26 protein-coding genes are annotated in these 20162 nt (G+C 63.6%); 17 read left to right on the forward strand and 9 right to left on the reverse strand.

The features are described from left to right. Positions 1–97: 97 nt before the first annotated feature. The 4 genes from IPM06_00320 (at position 98) to IPM06_00335 (ending at position 1455) form a co-directional block, all read left to right on the forward strand. Entirely contained in the window at positions 98–379 is a 282-nt protein-coding gene (locus tag IPM06_00320) for a hypothetical protein (GenBank protein ID MBK8768855.1), read from the forward strand. 148 nt (positions 380–527) lie between these two features. Next, complete coding sequence (locus IPM06_00325; GenBank protein ID MBK8768856.1) at positions 528–818, forward strand: hypothetical protein; 291 nt, start codon at positions 528–530, stop codon at positions 816–818. 78 nt (positions 819–896) lie between these two features. Further along, positions 897–1046 carry a hypothetical protein gene (locus IPM06_00330; protein MBK8768857.1) on the forward strand — a complete coding sequence of 50 codons (150 nt, stop codon included), beginning with the start codon at positions 897–899 and terminating at the stop codon, positions 1044–1046. 160 nt (positions 1047–1206) lie between these two features. After that, positions 1207–1455, forward strand: a complete 249-nt coding sequence (locus IPM06_00335; GenBank protein ID MBK8768858.1) for a hypothetical protein — start codon at positions 1207–1209, stop codon at positions 1453–1455. A 7-nt stretch (positions 1456–1462) separates the two neighbouring features. Here the strand turns inward: IPM06_00335 and IPM06_00340 are convergent, their stop codons facing one another. From IPM06_00340 to IPM06_00355, 4 genes are all read right to left on the reverse strand, one after another. Next, positions 1463–1891 carry a DUF2269 family protein gene (locus tag IPM06_00340; GenBank protein ID MBK8768859.1) on the reverse strand — a complete coding sequence of 143 codons (429 nt, stop codon included), beginning with the start codon at positions 1889–1891 and terminating at the stop codon, positions 1463–1465. Further along, positions 1888–2799, reverse strand: coding sequence for a PhzF family phenazine biosynthesis protein (locus IPM06_00345; GenBank protein ID MBK8768860.1), 912 nt, complete (start codon positions 2797–2799; stop codon positions 1888–1890). The genes IPM06_00340 and IPM06_00345 overlap by 4 nt, the downstream gene beginning before the upstream one ends. A gap of 143 nt (positions 2800–2942) precedes the next feature. Further along, a complete protein-coding gene (locus IPM06_00350) occupies positions 2943–3194 on the reverse strand; it encodes a DUF1150 family protein (protein MBK8768861.1) in 252 nt (83 codons plus the stop codon). Between the two features lies 1 nt (position 3195). After that, positions 3196–3630 (reverse strand): Hsp20 family protein, encoded by a 435-nt coding sequence (locus IPM06_00355; protein MBK8768862.1) that lies wholly within the window; start codon positions 3628–3630, stop codon positions 3196–3198. 285 nt (positions 3631–3915) lie between these two features. On the opposite strand from IPM06_00355, the gene IPM06_00360 reads away from it, so the two are divergent. From IPM06_00360 to IPM06_00400, 9 genes are all read left to right on the forward strand, one after another. After that, complete coding sequence (locus tag IPM06_00360; protein MBK8768863.1) at positions 3916–4914, forward strand: BMP family ABC transporter substrate-binding protein; 999 nt, start codon at positions 3916–3918, stop codon at positions 4912–4914. A 140-nt stretch (positions 4915–5054) separates the two neighbouring features. After that, positions 5055–6584 (forward strand): ABC transporter ATP-binding protein, encoded by a 1530-nt coding sequence (locus tag IPM06_00365; protein MBK8768864.1) that lies wholly within the window; start codon positions 5055–5057, stop codon positions 6582–6584. Next, entirely contained in the window at positions 6584–7708 is a 1125-nt protein-coding gene (locus IPM06_00370; protein ID MBK8768865.1) for an ABC transporter permease, read from the forward strand. The genes IPM06_00365 and IPM06_00370 overlap by 1 nt, the downstream gene beginning before the upstream one ends. Before the next feature lie 2 nt (positions 7709–7710). After that, positions 7711–8676, forward strand: a complete 966-nt coding sequence (locus IPM06_00375; protein MBK8768866.1) for an ABC transporter permease — start codon at positions 7711–7713, stop codon at positions 8674–8676. A 1-nt stretch (position 8677) separates the two neighbouring features. Continuing rightward, entirely contained in the window at positions 8678–9070 is a 393-nt protein-coding gene (gene cdd, locus IPM06_00380; protein ID MBK8768867.1) for a cytidine deaminase, read from the forward strand. Then, the gene (locus IPM06_00385) at positions 9067–9852 is read left to right on the forward strand and encodes a purine-nucleoside phosphorylase (GenBank protein ID MBK8768868.1); all 786 of its coding nucleotides are present in this window, start codon (positions 9067–9069) and stop codon (positions 9850–9852) included. The genes cdd and IPM06_00385 overlap by 4 nt, the downstream gene beginning before the upstream one ends. Further along, positions 9849–11159, forward strand: a complete 1311-nt coding sequence (deoA, locus tag IPM06_00390) for a thymidine phosphorylase (GenBank protein ID MBK8768869.1) — start codon at positions 9849–9851, stop codon at positions 11157–11159. Before IPM06_00385 ends, deoA begins: the two co-directional genes overlap by 4 nt. Before the next feature lie 3 nt (positions 11160–11162). Beyond that, positions 11163–12335: a phosphopentomutase gene (locus tag IPM06_00395; GenBank protein ID MBK8768870.1), complete on the forward strand. Its 1173-nt coding sequence runs from the start codon at positions 11163–11165 to the stop codon at positions 12333–12335. A gap of 120 nt (positions 12336–12455) precedes the next feature. After that, positions 12456–13289 (forward strand): hypothetical protein, encoded by an 834-nt coding sequence (locus tag IPM06_00400; protein MBK8768871.1) that lies wholly within the window; start codon positions 12456–12458, stop codon positions 13287–13289. Positions 13290–13381: 92 nt separating this feature from the next. Here IPM06_00400 and IPM06_00405 read toward each other — a convergent pair whose 3' ends face one another. Both IPM06_00405 and IPM06_00410 read right to left on the reverse strand, forming a co-directional pair. Beyond that, positions 13382–14140: a sulfite exporter TauE/SafE family protein gene (locus IPM06_00405; GenBank protein MBK8768872.1), complete on the reverse strand. Its 759-nt coding sequence runs from the start codon at positions 14138–14140 to the stop codon at positions 13382–13384. Then, on the reverse strand, positions 14137–14637 hold the full coding sequence (locus tag IPM06_00410) for a heme-degrading domain-containing protein (protein MBK8768873.1): 501 nt from the start codon (positions 14635–14637) through the stop codon (positions 14137–14139). Before IPM06_00410 ends, IPM06_00405 begins: the two co-directional genes overlap by 4 nt. A 70-nt stretch (positions 14638–14707) precedes the next feature. Between IPM06_00410 and IPM06_00415 the strand changes: the two genes are divergently transcribed. Beyond that, on the forward strand, positions 14708–15184 hold the full coding sequence (locus IPM06_00415) for a hypothetical protein (protein MBK8768874.1): 477 nt from the start codon (positions 14708–14710) through the stop codon (positions 15182–15184). 4 nt (positions 15185–15188) lie between these two features. Here the strand turns inward: IPM06_00415 and IPM06_00420 are convergent, their stop codons facing one another. After that, a complete protein-coding gene (locus IPM06_00420) occupies positions 15189–15596 on the reverse strand; it encodes a helix-turn-helix transcriptional regulator (protein MBK8768875.1) in 408 nt (135 codons plus the stop codon). A gap of 113 nt (positions 15597–15709) precedes the next feature. Between IPM06_00420 and IPM06_00425 the strand changes: the two genes are divergently transcribed. After that, the gene (locus tag IPM06_00425; GenBank protein MBK8768876.1) at positions 15710–16591 is read left to right on the forward strand and encodes an SDR family oxidoreductase; all 882 of its coding nucleotides are present in this window, start codon (positions 15710–15712) and stop codon (positions 16589–16591) included. Positions 16592–16661: 70 nt separating this feature from the next. Here the strand turns inward: IPM06_00425 and IPM06_00430 are convergent, their stop codons facing one another. After that, positions 16662–17363 carry a hypothetical protein gene (locus IPM06_00430; GenBank protein ID MBK8768877.1) on the reverse strand — a complete coding sequence of 234 codons (702 nt, stop codon included), beginning with the start codon at positions 17361–17363 and terminating at the stop codon, positions 16662–16664. A gap of 447 nt (positions 17364–17810) precedes the next feature. Here IPM06_00430 and IPM06_00435 point away from each other — a divergent pair, with 447 nt between their 5' ends. Continuing rightward, positions 17811–18293, forward strand: coding sequence for a DUF2852 domain-containing protein (locus IPM06_00435; GenBank protein MBK8768878.1), 483 nt, complete (start codon positions 17811–17813; stop codon positions 18291–18293). An 84-nt stretch (positions 18294–18377) separates the two neighbouring features. Then, positions 18378–18968, forward strand: coding sequence for a PadR family transcriptional regulator (locus tag IPM06_00440; protein ID MBK8768879.1), 591 nt, complete (start codon positions 18378–18380; stop codon positions 18966–18968). On the opposite strand, the gene cax is transcribed toward IPM06_00440, so the two are convergent. Next, the gene (cax, locus tag IPM06_00445; GenBank protein ID MBK8768880.1) at positions 18965–20026 is read right to left on the reverse strand and encodes a calcium/proton exchanger; all 1062 of its coding nucleotides are present in this window, start codon (positions 20024–20026) and stop codon (positions 18965–18967) included. The two genes, IPM06_00440 and cax, sit on opposite strands and share 4 nt — an antisense overlap. Between the last annotated feature and the right edge of the window lie 136 nt (positions 20027–20162).

Consider the following 20162-nt stretch of genomic DNA (forward strand, 5'->3'; position numbering starts at 1 on the left):
GTGAGGCTCTTAAGCGAGGCCGCGGCCAAAGGCAAGCACGCCCTTCTGCCGCCCCCTTCCGCGTGATAGCCTGACGCGGCTTCCGGAGGTGCCGCCCATGATGATCCGCCCCCTCTTCGCCGCCCTGCTCCTCGGCCACGCCGCCGGTCCCGCCATGGCGGATGCCTGCGACACGCTGATCGATGCGGCCCAGGGCGCCCTCGCCAGTCCCTCCGCCACGCCGGCGCAGAAATCCTATCTGGAAGAACTGCTCAAGGCCGGCCGCGCAGCCAAGGCCGCCGGCAACGTGCAGGCCTGCCAGAACGCCCTGCAAAGTCCGAGACCCTTCCGCGACCCCAGCAAGGGCCGCGACTGCAACGAAACGCCGGACACCGTCTGAGGCAGCCCCGGTTTCGTCACATTCTGCTTCAAATCCGGCTCACATCCATGTGATCTGACAAGGGATTTTCGCGTGAACCATTCCCGCCACCCGCCGTTTAATAGGGGTACGGCGAGATCATCTCCCCCACAAACAAGGAGACTTAATCATGAAACTTTTCCTCGCGACGGCGGCCCTCGCCGCCACCGCTGCCTTTGCAGCCCCCGCCATGTCGGCCGAATGCGTGTCCGACCTGATCAAGGCCGACGCCATCATCCAGTCGGGCCAGCTTGATCCTTCCACCGCCCGCGCCGCAGACGCGCTTGCAGGCCAGGCCAAGACCGCCAAGACCGACGGCGAGTTCGAACGCTGCACCACACTGACGCGCGAACTGATGGCGATGATCGACCCGGATGCCGCGGGATACGGCTACGTGGATGAAGGTCCGGCCTACAACTGAGTGAAAGCGCCGGACTGAACTTTTTGGCGGCAGGGCCGTTTCCATGGACATGACTCCATCCCATCCGGAGACCCGCACATGAGAACGATCCTGCTGTCCATCCTGCTGGCGGGTGCCTTCCTGGCAGCCCCCGCCTTTGCAAACCCACGCTCCCTTGGCGACAAAGCTGTCTGCCAGACCTCCGCCAAGGACCTTGCGCTGCCGTTGGGCATTTCCATCAGCCAGTGACGAGGCTTTTTGCCTGCGCCCCGTGCCCCTTCTCCCGGCACGGGGCGTTTGCATGCCTGCTGAGGATGCCGCATTAACCTTGCCTCCGCGGCGGGCTAAGTTTCGTCACAGTCCTCAGGCTTATGCACGCCGAACCATGTCAGGACGGGACAGCACAACCATGATTCGCCATTGCCTCTTCGCAGCCTCAGTGATCTTCAGCCTCACGGCACCCGCGCTGGCGGATTCCTGCCAGGACGACATCGCCAAGATCGACAATGCCCTGAAGACCCAGGAAATCGACGCCGACAAGCGCGCCCAGGCCGAAGACATGCAGAGCCAGGCCGTGCAGCTTTGCGGCGCCGGCAACACCGAAGAAGGCCAGGCCGTCGCCACGGAAGCCAAGGTGCTTCTGGGCATCGACCAGTAAGGTTCGCCTAGACCTCGAACGCCAGCACGGCGAACACCACAATCAGCACCGACGACAGGCCGAGCAGTGGACTGATCACTTTCAGCCGCTGGGCCAGCGCGGGTGTGGGGCCGCCCTTGCGCAATTGCCGCACGGTGAGCCGCAGCATCACGTAGAACACCAGCAGTGCGACGACCATTGCCATCTTGATGTTGAACCACAGCGAGGCAGCGGGAACGCTGCCGGTGGCCAGCAGTGCGCCGCCGCTGAGGATCAGCACGGCAATCGCCCCGTCGGTGAAGGGCAGCATGGCAAGGCGGTGCATGGCGAGTCCGCGGGCCACGTCGCCCGTCTGCCTTTCCGCGAGCCGCGCGTTGTAGGCATTGCCGAAGCCAAGCCCCACGCCAAGGGCGGCGGCGAGAATGTGCAGGGCAAGGAGAATTTGATGCAGGGTCATATGTCGAGCACTCCGTTCATCATGGAAACGGCGCAGCCCCCGACACGCACGGCCGTGAGTGTGCCCTGTTTCACGTCCGCTTCCAAGGTGAGATCAGACGGCCGGCCCATTTCATAACCCTGCTCCAGTTGCCACGTGTGTTTGCCGTCGGCGAGGCGCTCGGCGGTGAGGAGTTGTGCTGCGAGGAGTGCGGTCGCCGAGCCCGTGGCCGGATCTTCGGGAATGCCCCCAGTCGGGGCGTACATGCGCGCGCGGAAGGCCGTGGCCGAGCCATCGCCACCCCTTGTGTAGAGATAGGCCGCATCAACCCCGTTCATGGGTTTTATAACGTTCGACCAGTAAGGTTCGAGAACCTTTGCCTTTTCCAGAAGGGCGCGGCTCTTCACCGGGACATAAAAGAAGCGCGGGCCCCCTTCCAGCGAGGCGAGGCCGTGGCCGTCGAAGCCGATGTCGGCGGGATCAAGGTTGAGCGCCTGGGCTGTTTCTTCCAGAGACGGCAGCGTCACCGGGGCGTGGAACGGCACGACGGGCGCGGTGAAGACGCCATGCACGCGGTCGGCAATGCGGCTTACCCGCACCGGTGTGAGGCCCGCCGGCAGTTCAAGCATGATGGTGGTCTCGAAGCTGCATCCCGGCTTGTGCTTCAACGACGCGAGCAGCGCCGCCGTGCCAAGCGTCGGGTGTCCCGCAAACGGCATCTCGCCGCCCGGAAAGAAGATGCGGACCTTGGCCGTGTGCGCGGGATCTTCGGGCGCCATCACGAAACTGGTTTCGGAGAGATTGAACTCGCGGCAGATGCTCTGCATCTGCTCCGTGGTGAGAGCATCGGCCCCCAGAACAACAGCCAAAGGATTGCCGCCAAACTTGCGCGCGGTGAAAACATCGAGGGTATGGAATGTGAGCTTCATGATCGCCCGAAACTATCGGGCGGCGGGCCGGTGCAGCAACGGAAACATTGTGCTGCTTGTCACGGTGGAGGGCCCGCCCCGGGGCTGACGGGTTTCGATGGAAATGGATGGCCCGCTTTCACGCGGGCCATCTGTACAGGATGTCAGTGCACGCTGGCGGCCACCATTTCGTGTTCCATGGCCGAGGTGATGGCGGCTTCGCGGGAGCCGGAGATGGAAATGGGCGAGCCGTCGGCGTTGTAGAGACAGAACAGCTTGGCCTTGGGCGAGACATTGATCCTGTCGCCCAGCAGCCGCTCCGCATCAGAGCCTTCGATTTCCTTGACATAGCCGATCACGCCGCCGCCAAGTGCCGCGAGAGCCGCATCGTCGAGTTTGGCAAGTGTCTTGTCCATATCAGTTCAAATCCTTGATCATGATACGCCGGACCAACCGCTCCGGTTCGATACGGTGCACCTCAATTGTCAACAAACCGTTGCGCAACTGTACCGTGCCGACCTCCATGCCATCCGCCAGCACGAAACTGCGGGCGAATTGCCGGGCGGCGATGCCACGGTGCAGGTAGTCCTTCTGCTCGTCCTCCTTCTGGCGGCCCTTGATCTGCAATTGCCGGTCTTCGAGCGTGACCTCCAGGTCCTCCGCCGTGAAGCCAGCAACGGCTACCGTGATACGTAACGCCTCACGGGCCGATCCGTTGCTTCCTGATGTGATGCGCTCGATGTTGTAGGGAGGATAGCCATCGCCGGGGATTTTCGCAGCCCGGTCGAGGAGTCGTTCCACCTCCTCAAAACCGAGGAGGAGCGGAGACGAAAAAAGAGATACACGCGTCATCGTATCAGACCCTGTTGCAGCAGCCTTGTGGGATGCACCGTCCTGCAAGAGGCCCGGCACACCGTTGGCCGCTATATGTGAACGGGGTGCGCGGACTTCAACCCGGTTGCCATGGGAGATGGCAGGGCAGCAACGCGCAAGAGCCCCGAGAACCCTTGCGGGGCACCGGATTTTGGCGTCAATTGTACTCATGCACAGGGAAGTTGTGGGCTCAAGCCGCCTGCCCTTCCATGGGGCGAAGAGGTTTGATACGTTGACCCGATGGTCAAAAACAGGGAGAAAACCATGATCAAGAAACTGCTCGGCGCCGCGGCATTGACCGCCATGATGGCCGTCTCGGCCTTCGCCGCCGACGACAAGCCCGCCATCGTCTTCGATATCGGCGGCAAGTTCGACAAGTCGTTCAACGAGTCGATGTTCAACGGTTCCGAAAAGTTCAAGACGGAAACCGGCGTGGCCTATGGCGAATTCGAAATCGCCAACGAAGCCCAGCGCGAACAGGCCATCCGCAATTTCGCCGACCAGGGCTATTCGCCCATCATCGCCGCAGGTTTTGCCCAGGCTGCCGCCCTTGAAAAGGTCGCCAAGGAATATCCCGATCTCAAGTTCGCCATCGTCGACATGGTGGTGGACCTGCCCAACGTGCAGTCGATCGTGTTCAAGGAGCATGAAGGCTCCTATCTCGTCGGCATCATGGCGGCCATGGCGTCGAAGTCCGGCAAGGTGGGCTTCGTGGGCGGCATGGACATTCCGCTCATCCGCAAGTTCGGCTGCGGCTATGTGCAGGGCGTGAAGGCTGCCAAGGCCGATGCGACCGTCTTCCAGAACATGACGGGCGACACGGGTGCAGCCTGGAACGATCCGGTGAAGGGTGGCGAAATCACCAAGAGCCAGATGAGCCAAGGCGCGGACGTGATCTACGCCGCTGCCGGTGCCACGGGTCTCGGCGTGCTGCAGGCCGCTGCTGACGGCGGCGCGCTGTCGATCGGCGTCGACGCCAACCAGAACTACCTGCATCCCGGCAAGGTGCTCACCTCCATGCTGAAGCGCGTGGATGTGGCCGTGTACAATGTCATGAAATCCGGCAAGGACGGCAGCTTCAAGGGTGGCGTGCAGGCGCTGGGCCTCGCCGAGGATGGCGTCGGCTACGCCATGGACGACAACAACAAGCCGCTGGTGACGCCGGAAATGCAGGCCGCGGTGGAAAAGGCCAAGGCCGACATCATCTCGGGCGCCGTGAAGGTTCACGACTACACCGAAGACAACAAGTGCCCGGTTGAGTAAGGACGCGGCTTCACCTCTCCCGCCAGCGGGAGAGGTGGCAAAGCGCAGCGATTGCCGGTGAGGGACGTCACGCTTGGCGTTCCCTCACCTGCCGCTTCGCGTCGTCCTCTCCCGCATGCGGGAGAGGTGAGGTAAGGCAGATGACACCATCCACGACCCCCGCCATCGAACTCATCGGCATCGACAAGCGCTTCGGGCCTGTGCATGCCAACAAGGATGTCACCCTGACCATACGGCAGGGCTCCATCCACGGCATCATCGGCGAGAACGGCGCGGGCAAATCCACGCTGATGTCGATCCTCTTCGGCTTCTACCAGGCCGACAAGGGCGAAATTCGCGTCAAGGGACAGCCGCTGAAGATCCGCTCCTCTTCGGATGCCATCGCCCACGGCATCGGCATGGTGCACCAGCACTTCATGCTGGTGGATACCTTCACCGTTCTGGAAAACGTAGTGCTCGGCGCGGAGGGCGGCGCGCTGATCGGCCCTGCCCTGGCCAAGGCGCGCGAAACCCTCACCCACCTCTCGCAGGACTACGAGATGGACGTCGATCCCGATGCCATCGTGGGCGAACTGCCCGTGGGCCTGCAGCAGCGCGTGGAAATCCTGAAAGCCCTGTTCAAGGGTGCCGAGACCCTGATCCTCGACGAACCCACGGGAGTGCTGACGCCCGATGAGGCCGATCATCTCTTCCGCATCCTGGGGCAGCTGCGCGACCAGGGAAAAACCGTGATCCTCATCACCCACAAGCTGCGCGAGATCATGGCGATCACCGACCACGTGACGGTGATGCGCCGCGGCGAGCTGGTGGCGACCTTCGAGACGAAGAAGACCAGCGTGGAAGAACTCGCCGAAGCCATGGTAGGCCGCCGCGTGCTGCTGCACGTGGACAAGTCGCCCGCCAAGCCCGGCGTGGTCGTGCTCGACGTGAAGAACGTCACATGGAAAGACAAGAAGGGCATCGCCCGCGTCGACAACGTTTCGTTCAACGTGCGCGCCGGCGAAATCGTCGGCATCGCAGGCGTGTCGGGCAACGGGCAATCGGAATTGCTCGATGTGATCGCCGGCATCACGCGGCCCACGTCCGGTGAAATCATCTTCGAGGGCAAGTCCATCGGCCAGCTCGCCGACCCGCGCCATCTTCGCGAGGAAGGCCTCGCCCACGTGCCGGAGGACCGCCAGCACCGCGGCCTCATCTCGTCCTTTGACGCAAGCGAGTCCGGCATCCTCGGCTGGCATTATGACGAGAGCCTCGGCCACGGCTTCCGCCTCGACCGCGACAAGGTGGTGGCGCGCTGCACCAAGGAAATGGCGGAGTTCGACGTGCGTCCCGGCAATCCGCTGCTGAAGAGTTCCAAGTTTTCCGGCGGCAACCAGCAGAAGATCATCCTCGCCCGCGAAATCGCCCGCGACCCCGACCTGCTGATCGTCGGCCAGCCCACGCGCGGTGTCGACATCGGCGCCATCGAATTCATCCACCGCCGCCTCATCCATCTGCGCGACCAGGGCAAGGCGATCCTTCTCGTGTCGGTGGAACTGGACGAAATCCGCTCGCTCTCCGACCGCATCATCGTGATGTTCGCCGGCAAGGTGATGGGCGAGCGCGGCCCCGAAGCCAACGAACGCGAACTCGGCCTGCTCATGGCCGGTGTCACCAAGGAGGCCGCGTGATGTCGGCCCGTGGCGAACTTCCCGGCTGGGCGGATGTGGCGCTCATTCCTGTGCTCAACCTCGTGGTGGCGCTCCTCGTCTCCGGCATCGTCGTGCTCATCATCGGCGAAAGCCCGATGGAAGCCATGTGGATCATGCTGAAGGGAGCTGTCGGCTCCATCAAGGGCTGGAGTTACCTGCTCTACTATTCCACCAACTTCATCTTCACCGGCCTCGCCGTGGCGGTGGCCTTCCACGCCGGACTGTTCAACATCGGCGGCGAGGGCCAAGCCTACATCGCGGGGCTCGGCGCCACGATGACGGGCTTGGGCCTTGAATTCCTGCCCTGGCCCATCGTCATTCCGCTGGCGGTGCTGATGTCCGCCCTGTTCGGTGCTTTCTGGGGCTGGGTGCCGGGCTACCTGCAGGCCTGGCGCGGCAGCCACATCGTGATCACCACGATCATGTTCAACTTCATCGCCTCCAGCCTGATGGTGTACTTCATCAACTACTGGCTCCGGCCCGTGGGCAAGATGGCGGTGGAAAGCCGCGCCGTGGGCAACTTCGACTTCTCCACCTTCGACCTGACCGGTGCCTATATTCCGAGCCTCCGCGAACTCTCCCTGGCCATCTTCGGCTACCGCCTGCCCTCGTCGCCGCTCAACCCCACCTTCCTCTTCGCCCTCGCCGTGGCATGGGGCGTCTGGTACCTGCTGTGGCGCACCAAGCTCGGCTATGAAATCCGCGCGGTGGGCGCCAACACCGATGCGGCGATCTACGCCGGCATCCGCCCGCAGAAGATCATCATGGTGACCATGGCGATTTCCGGTGGTCTTGCGGGGCTTGTTGCGGTGAACGAAGTGCTCGGTGCCCAGCACCGCCTCGTGCTGGAATACGTGCAGGGCGCGGGCTTCGTCGGCATTGCCGTGGCGCTGATGGGCCGTTCGCATCCCGTGGGCATCGTGCTCGCCGCCATGCTGTTCGGCCTGCTCTACCAGGGCGGCACCGAACTCTCTTTCGCCAAGCCCGAAATCAACCGCGACATGATCGTGGTGATCCAGGGCCTCGTCATCCTGTTCATGGGCGCGCTGGAGCAGACCTTCCGGCCCTGGCTCGAAGCCCTCTTCTTCCGGGCGGAGGACTGACCATGCTGGAACTCTTCCTCGGCGCGGAAACGCTCTCCTCCACCATCCGGCTCTCCGTGCCGCTGATCCTCGCCTGCCTCGCCGGCCTGTGGTCCGAGCGCTCGGGCATTGTGGACATCGGCCTTGAGGGCAAGATGCTGATCGCCGCCTTCGCCGCCGCATCCACCGCCGCCTTCTACAACAACGCGCTGCTCGCGCTCTTCGTGGCGATCCTCGTCTCGGTCGGCTTCGCGCTTGTGCACGGCTATGCCGCCATCAACCAGCGCGGCAACCAGGTCGTCTCCGGCGTCGCCATCAACATGCTGGCAGCGGGCCTTGCCGTGGTTCTGGGCAACGAATGGTTCAAGGAAGGCGGACGCACACCCGCCCTCTCCAGCGAAGCCCGTTTCATGCCCATCGACCTGCCGGGCATCTCCGAACTCTACAACGTGCCGGTGCTGGGCGTGGTGGCGCGCATCATCTCCGGCCACTCCCTGCTCACCTACCTGACGATTGCCTTGGTGCCGCTGACCGCCTGGGCCCTCGCGCGCACGCGCTTCGGCCTCAGGCTGCGCGCCGTGGGTGAAAACCCCCATGCCGTCGATACGGCGGGCATCTCGGTGGCGCGGTTGCGCTATCAGGCGGTGCTCATCGCCGGCGTGCTGTGCGGCATTGCCGGCACCTATATCTCCACATCGCTTTCGGCGAGTTTCGTGCGCGACATGACGGCAGGCCGCGGCTTCATGGCGCTCGCTGCCCTCATCTTCGCCAACTGGCGAGCCTGGCCCGCACTCTGGGCCTGCCTGCTGTTCGGATACCTGCAGGCAATGGGCACCCGCCTGCAGGGTGTGAAATTCGCCGGCGTGGAAATCCCCGTGCAGTTCATCAACATGCTGCCCTACGTCATGACCGTGGTGCTGCTCGCGGGCTTCATCGGCAAGAGCATTCCCCCCAAGGCCTCCGGCATTCCATACACGAAGGACCGCTAGCATGCGCGATCTCGTCGAAGCGGCCAGACTGGCCCGCGCCCGCGCCCATGCGCCCTATTCGAAATTCTACGTGGGCGCTGCCATGCGCGACGAGACGGGCCGCGTCTTTGCCGGAGGCAACATCGAGAACGCGTCCTACCCGCAGGGCTGGTGCGCCGAACCATCGGCCATCTCGGCGCTCATCATGGCCGGCGGAACGCGCATCACCGAAGTGGCGGTGATGGGAAACGGCGACACCCTCTGCACACCCTGCGGTGGCTGCCGCCAGAAGATCCGCGAATTTGCAGGCCCCGACACCAAGATCCACTGCTGCACGGAAAGCGGTGAACTCATCCGCACGTTCACACTCGACGAACTGCTGCCCGCCAGTTTCGGTCCGGAGAATTTGACATGACACTGAAATCGAAATTGGCAGGCCGCACTCCCAGGACGGCAATCATCCTCGGCTCGGCGCTGGGCGATGTGGTGGAGATCGTGAAGGATCCGCTGGTCATTCCGTACACGGAGCTTCCCGGATTTCCCGTCCCGAAGATTTCGGGCCATGCCGGCAAGCTCTACGTCGGCACCGTGGGCAGGCAGGAGGTGGCGGTGCTGGCAGGCCGCGCCCACCCGTACGAGAGCGGCAATGCCGCCGTGATGCGCCCCGTGCTCGACCAGTTGAAGGAGGCGGGGATCGAGACCCTCATTCTCACCAACGCCGCAGGCTCCCTGAAAATGTCGATCGGACCGGGCTCCATCATGCTCATCACCGACCACATCAACTATTCCGGCATGAATCCCTTGATCGGCCAGCACGGGGATGAAAACTTCGTGCCCATGACCAACGCCTATGATCCCGGCTTGCGGAAGCGCTTTCTTGCGGCGGCGAAGGCGGAGAGGATTGCGCTGAAACAGGGCGTCTATGTCTGGTTTTCCGGCCCTTCCTTCGAGACGCCCGCCGAAATCAGGATGGCGCAGGTGATCGGTGGTTCCGCCGTGGGCATGTCCACCGCGCCCGAAACAATCATGGCGCGCCGCCTCGGATTGACCGTCGCCGGGTTGTCCGTCGTCACCAATCTCGGTGCCGGAATCAAAGGCGCTAATCCCTCCCATGAGGAAACAAAGCGTGAGGGCCAGAAGGCCGCCGCCAACATGAAGCGGTTGCTGACCCGCTTTTTCAAGGATGCCAAGGAATGATGCTTCCCCAGGAAGTGATCCGCCGCAAACGCAACGGCGAGGACCTCAGCCGCGAACTGGTGAAGGAGTTCATCGAGGGCCTGACCAAGGGCACCGTCTCCGAAGGACAGGTCGCGGCCTTTGCCATGGCGGTTTACTTCAAGGGCATGAACCGCGAGGAAGCGGTGGGCCTGACGCTCGCCATGCGCGACTCTGGCACGCAATTGACGTGGGACCTTCCCGGCCCCGTGGTGGACAAGCATTCCTCCGGCGGCATCGGCGACAATGTCTCGCTGATGCTGGCGCCCATGCTGGCGGCTTGCGGTTTCTATGTGCCGATGATTTCCGGCCGTGGCCTTGGCCACACCGGCGGCACGCTGGACAAACTCGACAGCATTCCCGGCTACGTGAGCCAGCCCGGCCTCGACCTGTTCCGCAGCGTCACGCGCGAAGCAGGCTGCGCCATCATCGGCCAGACGGCCGACCTCGCCCCCGCCGACAAGCGCCTCTACGCCATCCGTGACGTGACGGCGACGGTGGAATCCGTGCCGCTGATCACCGCCTCCATCCTCTCGAAAAAGCTGGCCGCAGGCCTCGACCACCTCGTGCTCGACGTGAAGTGCGGCTCCGGTGCCTTCATGTCCACGCTCGAAAGTGCGCGCGAACTGGCGGAAAGCCTCGTCTCCGTGGCGAACGGCGCAGGGCTTCATACAACCGCTCTCATCACCGACATGGACGAACCATTGGCCACTTGCGCCGGCAATGCCATCGAAGTGGCCAACGCCGTGGCGTTTCTCACCGGCAAGCGGCAGGACAAGCGATTGAAGGAGGTGACGCTGGCGCTCGGCAGCGAACTCCTCGAAAGCGCCAAGCTCGCAGCCCCCGGCGAAGCCAATGCCAAGCTGGAAGAGGCCCTGTCGTCGGGCCGCGCCGCTGAACACTTCAACCGCATGGTGGCAGCCTTGGGCGGACCGAAGGATTTCTGCACCACGGCAGCGCAACACCTCAAACAGGCGGGCATCGTGCGCGATGTCTTCGCCGACACCGAGGGTGTGGTGCAATACATCGACACGCGCTTCCTCGGCATGGCGGTGATTGAAATGGGTGGCGGCCGCCGCGTGGCGTCCGATCCCATCGACTACGCCGTCGGCCTCTCCAACCTCATGGGCAAGACGGCGAGCGTGGACAAGACGACGCCCATCGCGCGCATTCACGCCAATGACGAGGCGGGCTTCAATCAGGCCAGCAAGCTGGTGCGCGCCGCCTATCGCATTGGCGCGCGGGGACTGCGCGGCCCTTCCATCATCGAACGCATCGGCGAGGACTGAGTGATGCCGCGCCTCTTCCTGTTCATCATGGATGGTTTCGGGATCGGCGGCGCCCCCGATGCCGCCGCTTTCGGTGACGAGGGTGCGAACACCTTCACCCATGTGGCGGAACGCGAACGCCTCCACATTCCCCACCTCGCCGCGCTGGGACTCGGCAAGGCGGCGGAACTGATCTCGGGCAAGGACGTGCTGGGCGCACCCGTCACCGGCCTGTGGGGCGCGGCGCGCGAAGTGAGCAAGGGCAAGGACACGATCACCGGCCACTGGGAAATGGCCGGCGTGCCGCTGGACAGGGACTGGGGTTATTTTCCCCACGCCGTTCCCGCTTTTCCGCAATGGCTGATTGACGGCATCACCAGCCGCTGCAACCTGCCGGGCCTTCTGTGCCTGGCCCACGCCTCCGGCACGGAGGTGATCGAAGAGTTCGGCGAGGAACACATCCGCACCGGCAAGCCCATCGCCTACACCAGCGCCGACAGCGTGCTGCAGATCGCCGCGCACGAAGAACACTTCGGCCTGCAACGGCTCTACGACGTGTGCCAGGTGGCCCGCGATCTCACCTACGATCTCAACATCGGCCGCATCATTGCGCGTCCCTTCGTGGGCGAGACGGCCACGACCTTCACCCGCACCGGCCACCGCAAGGATTTCGCCGTGTTGCCGCCGCACCCGACGCTGCTCAACAAGCTGAGCGAGGCCGGGCGCGACTTGATCAGCGTCGGCAAGATCGGCGACATCTACGCCCACTCCGGCACAGGCCGCGAAGTGAAGGTGGCTGGCTTCGAAACGCTGATGGACACGACCCTTGCCGAAATGCCGAAGCTGAAGGACGGCGGCTTCCTGATGGTGAACTTCGTCAACTTCGACACGGACTTCGGCCACCGCCGCGACGTGCCGGGCTATGCCCGCGCGCTGGAACAGTTCGACCGCTGGCTGGCAAAGCCCCTGGCGCTGCTGCAACCGGGCGACCGCCTCATCCTCACCGCCGACCACGGCAACGATCCCTCGTGGAAAGGCACCGACCACAGCCGTGAACAGATCCCTGTGCTCTGCACCGGACCGGGACTGGCAACAGGATCAATCGGCAGGCGCGAGAGCTTCGCCGACATCGGCCAATCCATCGCAAAGTACCTTGGCATCGCGCCATTGGCGGCGGGGACGGCGTTCGGGTTGTAGGCAGGGCGCTTCAGTGTCAGGGATCAGCCCCATGAAAACGTCGCCATCCCGGCCCTGCCTTCGCGCGCGCAAAAACTTGCCGGTGCCAGTGTTCAGAACTTCGACCGAGGGAGTGATCTCATGATTTACAATTGCAACGCAAAGCATAGCAGGCGCACCTATCCGCCGGGTTTCCTCTATCCGGAAACGCATCCCCATCCGGTCCCCAAATCTTCCGGTCAGACATACTTCGGCACGCGCGGGCCAAGACTGCCTGAAGAGCGCTTCCTCACGGATACCATGGTGAGTGAAGCCGTGATGGGACACCCGCAAAAGCCGGACCATTTCCCGAAGTGGCTCAAGTTCAAGAATGTCGAAAAGGTCGTGCAGGACTTCTACAAGGATCAGGCCGGTTGGCTGATCGTCAGCGAGAGGATCAAGACGCGGATTGAGGAACTGGAGCCCGGCGTGCACCAGTTCTTCCCGGTCAGGCTCCTGCAGAACGATGGAACCGAGCCCTGGGGCCACTTCTACTACCTCAATATCAGGCGCATTGTGTTCTCAATTGATGTGGAGAAGTCGCCGCATTTCCGCTGGGTGACAACCGTGTCCGAGCGCTTCCCGAAGCGGCGGTCCCACAAGCTGACGCGGGATCCTCACGCCCCTCTCAGGGCGGAGTTTCCGCTGCTGGTCTACAGGAGCAAAATCGTCGGCGGTTTTCACATCTGGCGCGAACGGCTTGACAAGGACACGCCACCCAATGACGGGCGCTTTTATTGGGTTGCACCGGGTGAGCCCAATCCGCATGGACTCATTGAGGACGGTGACATTTATGCGCTCGATACGGCCGTGGATCAGGCCCACCGCTTCCGCATCTCATCAACCTTCAAAACCTGGCTGGATGAAGTCGGCGCCAAGGGCCTGGACTATCTGTATCGGGGGTGCCTCGACACCGAGCTTGCCGGGAGCGTTTGACGCGGACCGGTCCAAATGATCCGCGCTGCAGCATGGGCATGGCGGCGGGGATGGCATTCGGGTTGTAGGGCACGGGCGCAGGGACACGCCCCTCAGCTCATCCAGCCCACAATCGCATCCCAGATCAGTTTGACCGAGACGATGAACAGCGCGATCTCGACCGCACGGAAGAAGATGCGCTCGGGAATGATCTTCGTCAGGCGGAATCCCGCCCAAGCGCCGAACAGCGCCACGGGTGCGAGGTAGAGGCACTTCTCCAGGCTTTGCAGATTGATCTGCCCCAGGAAGAAATAGGGCGGCAGCTTGAGCGCGTTGATGATGGTGAAGGTGATCGTCGCCGTGCCGGCATAGACCATCTTCTCCAGCCGCTGCGGCAGCACATACATCTGGAAGGGCGTGCCACCGGCGTGGGCCACAAAACTGACAAAGCCGGTGATGATGCCCCAGAACAACCCACGCGGCACATCGGCGGGCTTCGGCTCGGTTGCGCGCCTGTTCTTGAAGATGAGATCGAACGTGTACCAGATGCCAATCAGGCCCACCATCAGCTTCACGAGTTCGTCGCTGTTGAAATGCGCCGTGGCCCAACCGATGCCGATGCCGATGATCGCGGCAAAGCTGATGATCTTGATGTTCCACAGGTCGTAGTTCTTGCGGTAGAGCCAAAGGCCGTACCAGTCGCTGAGCACATAGAGCGGCAGCAGCAGCCCTGCGGCCACCACGGGCGAGATGACTTGCGACAGTACCGGTACGGCGAGAATGCCGATCCCCGGCACGCCACCCTTCGATGCGCCCACCAGAAAGGTGGCGATGACGGCCAGCACCCAGAAGAGAACGTCAGGAGACATCACGCGCCTTCGGGGCCCAGCGCTATTTCGGCCAGCGGCACGCCAAGGTGGGCGGCGAGGCATTCCACCACGAAATTGTGGTCGTCGCGCTGGGGCACGCCCGAGACCGTGACGACGCCCGCCACCACCCCGCCGATGCGGATGGGGAAGCCTCCGCCTGCGGGGGCATAGTCGATGGGGTTCATGCCGCGCGTCTGGTCAAAGGCCTTGCCGGATTGCTTGTATTCGAGCCCGACGCGATAGGATGCCGCCTCGAAGCGGTAGACGGTATTGACCTTGCGCCGCACCCAGTCGGCATTCTCCGGCGCCGAGCCCGGAAGTGCCGCATAGAACAGCGGCCGGATGCCGGTGCGGATGTCGATGACGAAAGGTATCTTGCGTGACAGGGCAAGGTCACGCATCGCACTGCCGAGTTTCCATGCGGCGGCCTCGTCGAAGGTGGCAAAGCGCAGGCGCTCTTCCTGAAGCCGGATGCGCGCGATGTCATTTTCAATTGTCATGGTTCCGACTCCCTCGGGAAGGCGTTAAACCATGCCGCAACAGCCACAGGAAGACCCGGGGGATACATTCATGCGCAAGGCACTCATGTTCGCAGCACTGGCAATCGCCGGGCTTGCCCTGCCGGCTTCGGGCCAAGCCGCGGACTGCACCGGCAAAAGCGCGCACTACACGATGCCCGGTGCCGATGGCTTTGAACTGACGCTGGAACTCCGCCCCGAACCCCTCGCCTGGAGCGATCTCGACGTGGTGCTCAAGACACCGGCGCGCAAGTACCGCTACAGCCTCACGGCTTCCAACGGCTATTCCTACAATTACATGGCGCAGGAAGAACCGCCGCTCGACCCGGACGCCACGGAATCCGGCGATGCCGGCTCTTTCCGCATGTATCCGTTCGACGACAAGTTGACGCCGCTCGATCTTCCGCAATCCGCCAAGCCGGCTCCGGCCTACATCTTCGTGCCCGATCTCGGTGGTGCGTTGTGGTACGGAATCGAGCCGCGCGAATTCCTGCCCATCGACATGTGGCGGCTGAAGGACTGCGGCTGACGGATCAGGCCATCGCCTCAGCCTGGGCATCGAAGGCGTCCCGCGCCGCACGAATGTCGGGGTGATGCTGCGCCGACCATTCCGCCAGCAGGCCCAATGCGCCCTGCAGGGACTGGCCCATGGGTGTCAGTGAATATTCCACCTGTGGCGGCGTGGACGGGATCACCTTGCGGGCAATGAACCCGTCGCGCTGCAGCTTGCGCAGCGTCTCCGTGAGCATGCGCTGGGAAATGTCGTCGATCTCCCGGCGCAACATGCCGAAGCGCTTGGTTCCGTCGCGCAGCGACAGGAGAACCAGGGAACTCCACTTGTCGCCCACCCGGTCCAGGACATCCCGGATCGGACAGGCCGCGTTCAAGGCAGCCGACTGCCGGTAGCCATTGCCCGGCCCGCTCACCTGCGTGGTCTCCATCTCCTGGTTCCCTTTCCGTAACTATGGGCAGCAAAACTGCCGTCTTGCGCCTTTTCACCAACACAATAAATGAGACTTACTCTCAAAAAGAGATCACATCAAGGAGAAGTCTCATGTATCTCGTCACAGGCGCATCGGGCCAGTTTGGCCGGGCCACCCTCCAGCACCTGCTGGAAACCTATCATGTTCCCCCGAGCCAGATCATCGCCGTCAGCCGCGATCCGGCGAAGCTCGCCACGCTCGCGGCCAAGGGCGTCACCGTGCGCAAGGGATCTTTCGACGACGAAGCCGCTCTGGCCGGCGCCTTCAAGGGCGCGACCCGCCTGCTCCTCATTTCGACCGACAGCCTCGACAAGCCGGGCCAGCGACTCGAACAGCACCTCGCCGCCGTGCGCGCCGCGAAGAAGGCCGGCGTCGGTCACGTGCTCTATGTCTCGCTGCAGAAAGCCGACACCTCAGCCGTCTCCTTCGCGCCCGATCATGTCGGCACCGAGAAGGCCATCGTGGCCGCCGGCTTCAAGGGACACACGTTCCTGCGCAACAGCTGGTACTTCGAGAACATCTTCCACGCGCTTCCCGGGGCGCTGAAATCCGGCACGCAGTTTTCGGCCGCTGGCCATGGCGGCATCGCCCACATCAGCCGCGACGACCTCGCCCGCGCCGCAGCCGCCGCCCTCGTCTCGGCAAAGGACGGTGCCACCACCTACACGCTCACCGGCCCCCGCGAATACACCACCGACACGGTTGCGGCCCTCGTGAGCAAGGCCACCGCAAAGCCGCTCACTGTGGTGCATGTCCCCGTGGAAGGATTGGTGCAAGGCATGACCGGCGCTGGACTGCCGGAGCCTCTGGCGCGGGTGTTTGCATCCTTCGACGACAACATCGCGCGCGGTGGATTGGCAGGCGTGACGGCGGACTACAAGTCGCTCACGGGACAGGAGCCGGAAACATTCGAGTCGTGGTTGGCCCGCAACAGCCAGGCCCTTGCGGCCTGAGCCAGACGTTCGCTCAAACGAAAACACAAGGCGCCGCGAAAACGGCGCCTTGCGCTTGATGGGTGGAACCTCAGGGCGCTGACGGCTTCCGGCCGAGGAGCTTGTGACCGATGTCCACGAGCGAGGCCGCGACCTTTTCCATGTCTTCGGCACGTTCGTCCTCGATCTCGGCGCGCCACTGGGCGATGCGCTGCTCAAGCGAGTCGAGCGAGGCCGTCTGCGCCTTCTCGAACAGGCTGCGGGATTCGGTGCGCGACGTCTGCACGCTGGCCGAAAGTTCGCGGATGGCGCGCTGGGTATCGTCCTCGGTTTCCTGCAGGCTTTCGCGCAGGGTGGAGGTGAGGATCTTCACCTTCACGTCGAATTCGTCGCGCAGCTTCACCACCGCTTCCTCGAAGGCGAGGCGCGTGGCGGCCTTCTCGGCTTCCGCCTGCTGCATCAACGTGTCGATGCGCTCGCTCAGCACGTCGAACTTGCCGCGCAGGTCGGCCGTTTCGGCGCCCACGTCATCCAGTCCGGATTCGATCTCCGCGAACTTGCCGCGGTTGAAGGTGTCCTGCTCATCGAGAATGTCGAGCAGTTCCTCGAAGCGCGCTTCGGAAAGACGTTGATGCGGGCCGATGAGCAACTCACGCAATTGCGTGAGCACAGCTTCACCGCCGCGCGTGATGGTGAGAGTATCGCGGAGAGCCTCCTTTACACGAAGGCCGCCCTGGCCTTTCGCCTTCTTGGGACCGCGGGATGGAAACGACAACACATCTGGCTGACTCATATGACTTACCTCGCAAGGGCCGTCCCAAGACAAGGTGCTTGACCCCACCACAATGTCCGGGCCCTGCAACTCAACACACGTTCGCCGTCGTCGATCGACTATGGGAGGAGCGAGGGTCGGGCGGAAGCGAAAGATTAAGAGAAGGTTAATGCCCCGCCTGCCCCGTCCATCCCTGACGGAGAGCGAAAAATCAAATGACCGGAATGCGGCGGTTCTGTGGTCTCCCGCCCCCGGGGGGAGCAGAAAAAAGCCTGCAACCCAAGCGGTTTAGGAGACCCAGCCCACAGAATAGGCGAACACTTGGCCAGCCACGTCCGGGCCCGTCATCGGCCTCGCTCACCAATGCCCGACATCCTCGGTGGCGAAAACAAATTCGGGAGCACCCCTTGAAAGCACTATCTTAAGATATATCTTACGCACTGTCGTAACATGAAAGGACCCCTGCAAATGACGACCGATACTGACTCCGCCGCCAACCCCCGCAAATCGTGGGAAGATCGCCGCAACGGCTGGAGTGACCGCGACTACTTCGCCTGGGCCAAGGCCCCCGGCATCAATCCCATGAAGGTTGCCGCCGTGGTGGCGGGCTTCGCCATCTTCCCGCCGTTGGGTGTGGCAGCGCTCGTCTACTTCGTCTGGAAAAGCCGCCGGGCCTCTGGCTGGGATCCGGCCTATGCTGCCGGACCGGGCTTCGGCTCTCCCGGTCATCACCGCCACTGCAGCCGCGGACGCGGCCGCTGGACCGGAAATGCCGCCTTCGACGAGCACCAGGCCGATGTGATGCAGAACCTGCGCGCCGAACGCGACGCCTTCCGCACCTTCCGCCAGGAGCAGCGCCGCAAGCGCGACCAGGAGGCCTATGACGGCTTCCGCGCCACGCAAGGCCCTGCCGGCGAAACCCCTGCCCCCGCGGCGCCGACGCAGGACTGACGGCATCGGGCGTTGAGGCATCTCACCGAAACAGCTACCCTGCGCTGCCACAGCGGCGCAGGGCCAACGGCATTCAGGACCACGATGAAAGACAAGGGCAAGACAGGCTGCGGACCCCGCTGGGGCTGGGCCCGCCACCGTGAAGCGGGCGGGTGGTCACCGCCCTGGGCCCGAGGCTTCGGCTTCGGCGGACCAGGCGGCGGCCCGCGCAGTCCGCGCCTCTTCGGCCAGGGTGACCTCCGCCTGCTGCTGCTCGCCCTCATCGCCGACAAGCCCTCGCACGGATATGATCTGATCCGCACCATCGAAGCGCGCTTCAACGGCAGCTACGCGCCGAGCGCCGGCACCGTCTATCCCACCCTCACGCTGCTGGAAGAGCAGGACCTCATTGCCGTAACGGCCGACGGCGGCGCCAAGAAATCCTACGCCGCGACAGCCAAAGGCCTCAGCCACCTTGAAGAACACGCAGAGGCCGTGAAGGCGCTGATGACGCGGATCGACATCATGGCCGAAGGCGGCGGCGGCGGCCCGCCCTCTCCCCTCATCATGCATGCCATCCACACGTTGCGTGCCGCCATCATGTCACGCGCGGGCGCGGGCGCGGATGAACAGCAGCGCGTCCGTGACATCATCGAACGCGCCGCCCGCGAGATCATGGGCGGGAAGCAGGATTAAGGCAGGAAGAAGAAAGCAAGCGCCAGCAGCAGGTAGACGCCCAGCAGCATGGCCCCTTCCAGCCAGTTGGTTTCACCATCGCGCGTGACGCTGGCGGTGATCAGCGTGGCGCCGATCAGGGCCACCAGTTCCAGCGGGCGGTGCACCACGAGGTCCATGGGAGTGCCGAGCAGATAGGACGCAATCACCAGCACCGGCGCCACCAGCAGCGCGATCTGGATCGTGGCGCCAAGCGCGATCTGGATGGCCAGGTCGAGCTTGTTCTTGATGGCGAAGACGCTCGCTGCATGTTCCGCCGCATTGCCGATGATCGGAATGATGATGAGGCCGGCGAAGACTTCCGACAGGCCAAGCCGCGCGCTGAAACCTTCCAGCGCCCCCACCAGGACTTCCGAAAGCCAGGCCACGGCCAGCGTCGCCACCGCCAGCGTGGCGATGCCCCGGCTCACCGGCCAGACCTCACCCTCATGCTCGTCGTCGCTCCCCGACAGCAGGTCGCGGTGGGTGAACAGGCTGAAGATGATGTTGCAGGCGTAGAGACCGATCAGCACGAAACTCGCGGCCAGTGAAAATTTCTCGTCGCTGATCAGGGCCTGCGCCGGAGACACGCCCGCCACGCGTTCGCTCACGTCGAAGATGGCCGGCACCATGAAGGCAATCATCACGATCAGCAGCAGGCTGGCGAGCGAACCCGCAGCGTTCTTGTTGAAGATCTGCATCTTGTGGCGAAGCCCGCCGAGGAACAGCGCAAGGCCCAGCACCAGCAGGAGGTTGGCGATCATGGAGCCCGTGATGGAGGCCTTCACCACCTCGACCTTGCCCGCCCGCAAGGCGAAAAAGGCAATGATGAGTTCCGTGGCATTGCCGAAGGTCGCGTTCAGCAACCCGCCACCCGTGGGGCCGGTGCGCACCGCAAGGTTCTCGGTTGCCTCGCCCATCAGCGCCGCCACCGGAATGATCGACAGCGCCGCAACGATGAACAGCCACATGTCGCCCGCATGAAGCCAATACTCCATGAAGGCCGTGACCGGAATGAACACCAGCAACCACTTCAACATCACGAATCCCCCGAACCGCCTGTGGTGGACAGAGTGTTAGGCGATTACGGCACCAAATGAAAAGGCCGCCCCGATTGGGACGGCCTTTTGCATTCTTTTCGGATCACCGGGGCAGTCCCGGTGACAAGCAGCTGCG

It is taken from the genome of Hyphomicrobiales bacterium, assembly GCA_016710435.1.
In the GTDB taxonomy this organism is placed as follows: domain Bacteria; phylum Pseudomonadota; class Alphaproteobacteria; order Rhizobiales; family Aestuariivirgaceae; genus Aestuariivirga.

Bases quoted from the DNA above. Each gene is read 5' to 3' on its own strand.
- cdd (MBK8768867.1), top strand. From the start codon at position 8,678: ATGCGCGATCTCGTCGAAGCGGCCAGACTGGCCCGCGCCCGCGCCCAT.
- IPM06_00425 (MBK8768876.1), top strand. From the start codon at position 15,710: ATGTATCTCGTCACAGGCGCATCGGGCCAGTTTGGCCGGGCCACCCTC.
- IPM06_00370 (MBK8768865.1), top strand. From the start codon at position 6,584: ATGTCGGCCCGTGGCGAACTTCCCGGCTGGGCGGATGTGGCGCTCATT.
- IPM06_00375 (MBK8768866.1), top strand. From the start codon at position 7,711: ATGCTGGAACTCTTCCTCGGCGCGGAAACGCTCTCCTCCACCATCCGG.
- IPM06_00345 (MBK8768860.1), bottom strand. From the start codon at position 2,799: ATGAAGCTCACATTCCATACCCTCGATGTTTTCACCGCGCGCAAGTTT.
- IPM06_00415 (MBK8768874.1), top strand. From the start codon at position 14,708: ATGCGCAAGGCACTCATGTTCGCAGCACTGGCAATCGCCGGGCTTGCC.
- IPM06_00335 (MBK8768858.1), top strand. From the start codon at position 1,207: ATGATTCGCCATTGCCTCTTCGCAGCCTCAGTGATCTTCAGCCTCACG.
- IPM06_00340 (MBK8768859.1), bottom strand. From the start codon at position 1,891: ATGACCCTGCATCAAATTCTCCTTGCCCTGCACATTCTCGCCGCCGCC.
- deoA (MBK8768869.1), top strand. From the start codon at position 9,849: ATGATGCTTCCCCAGGAAGTGATCCGCCGCAAACGCAACGGCGAGGAC.
- IPM06_00385 (MBK8768868.1), top strand. From the start codon at position 9,067: ATGACACTGAAATCGAAATTGGCAGGCCGCACTCCCAGGACGGCAATC.
- IPM06_00440 (MBK8768879.1), top strand. From the start codon at position 18,378: ATGAAAGACAAGGGCAAGACAGGCTGCGGACCCCGCTGGGGCTGGGCC.
- IPM06_00420 (MBK8768875.1), bottom strand. From the start codon at position 15,596: ATGGAGACCACGCAGGTGAGCGGGCCGGGCAATGGCTACCGGCAGTCG.
- IPM06_00325 (MBK8768856.1), top strand. From the start codon at position 528: ATGAAACTTTTCCTCGCGACGGCGGCCCTCGCCGCCACCGCTGCCTTT.
- IPM06_00355 (MBK8768862.1), bottom strand. From the start codon at position 3,630: ATGACGCGTGTATCTCTTTTTTCGTCTCCGCTCCTCCTCGGTTTTGAG.
- cax (MBK8768880.1), bottom strand. From the start codon at position 20,026: ATGTTGAAGTGGTTGCTGGTGTTCATTCCGGTCACGGCCTTCATGGAG.
- IPM06_00400 (MBK8768871.1), top strand. From the start codon at position 12,456: ATGATTTACAATTGCAACGCAAAGCATAGCAGGCGCACCTATCCGCCG.
- IPM06_00350 (MBK8768861.1), bottom strand. From the start codon at position 3,194: ATGGACAAGACACTTGCCAAACTCGACGATGCGGCTCTCGCGGCACTT.
- IPM06_00360 (MBK8768863.1), top strand. From the start codon at position 3,916: ATGATCAAGAAACTGCTCGGCGCCGCGGCATTGACCGCCATGATGGCC.
- IPM06_00430 (MBK8768877.1), bottom strand. From the start codon at position 17,363: ATGAGTCAGCCAGATGTGTTGTCGTTTCCATCCCGCGGTCCCAAGAAG.
- IPM06_00365 (MBK8768864.1), top strand. From the start codon at position 5,055: ATGACACCATCCACGACCCCCGCCATCGAACTCATCGGCATCGACAAG.
- IPM06_00435 (MBK8768878.1), top strand. From the start codon at position 17,811: ATGACGACCGATACTGACTCCGCCGCCAACCCCCGCAAATCGTGGGAA.
- IPM06_00395 (MBK8768870.1), top strand. From the start codon at position 11,163: ATGCCGCGCCTCTTCCTGTTCATCATGGATGGTTTCGGGATCGGCGGC.
- IPM06_00410 (MBK8768873.1), bottom strand. From the start codon at position 14,637: ATGACAATTGAAAATGACATCGCGCGCATCCGGCTTCAGGAAGAGCGC.
- IPM06_00320 (MBK8768855.1), top strand. From the start codon at position 98: ATGATGATCCGCCCCCTCTTCGCCGCCCTGCTCCTCGGCCACGCCGCC.
- IPM06_00330 (MBK8768857.1), top strand. From the start codon at position 897: ATGAGAACGATCCTGCTGTCCATCCTGCTGGCGGGTGCCTTCCTGGCA.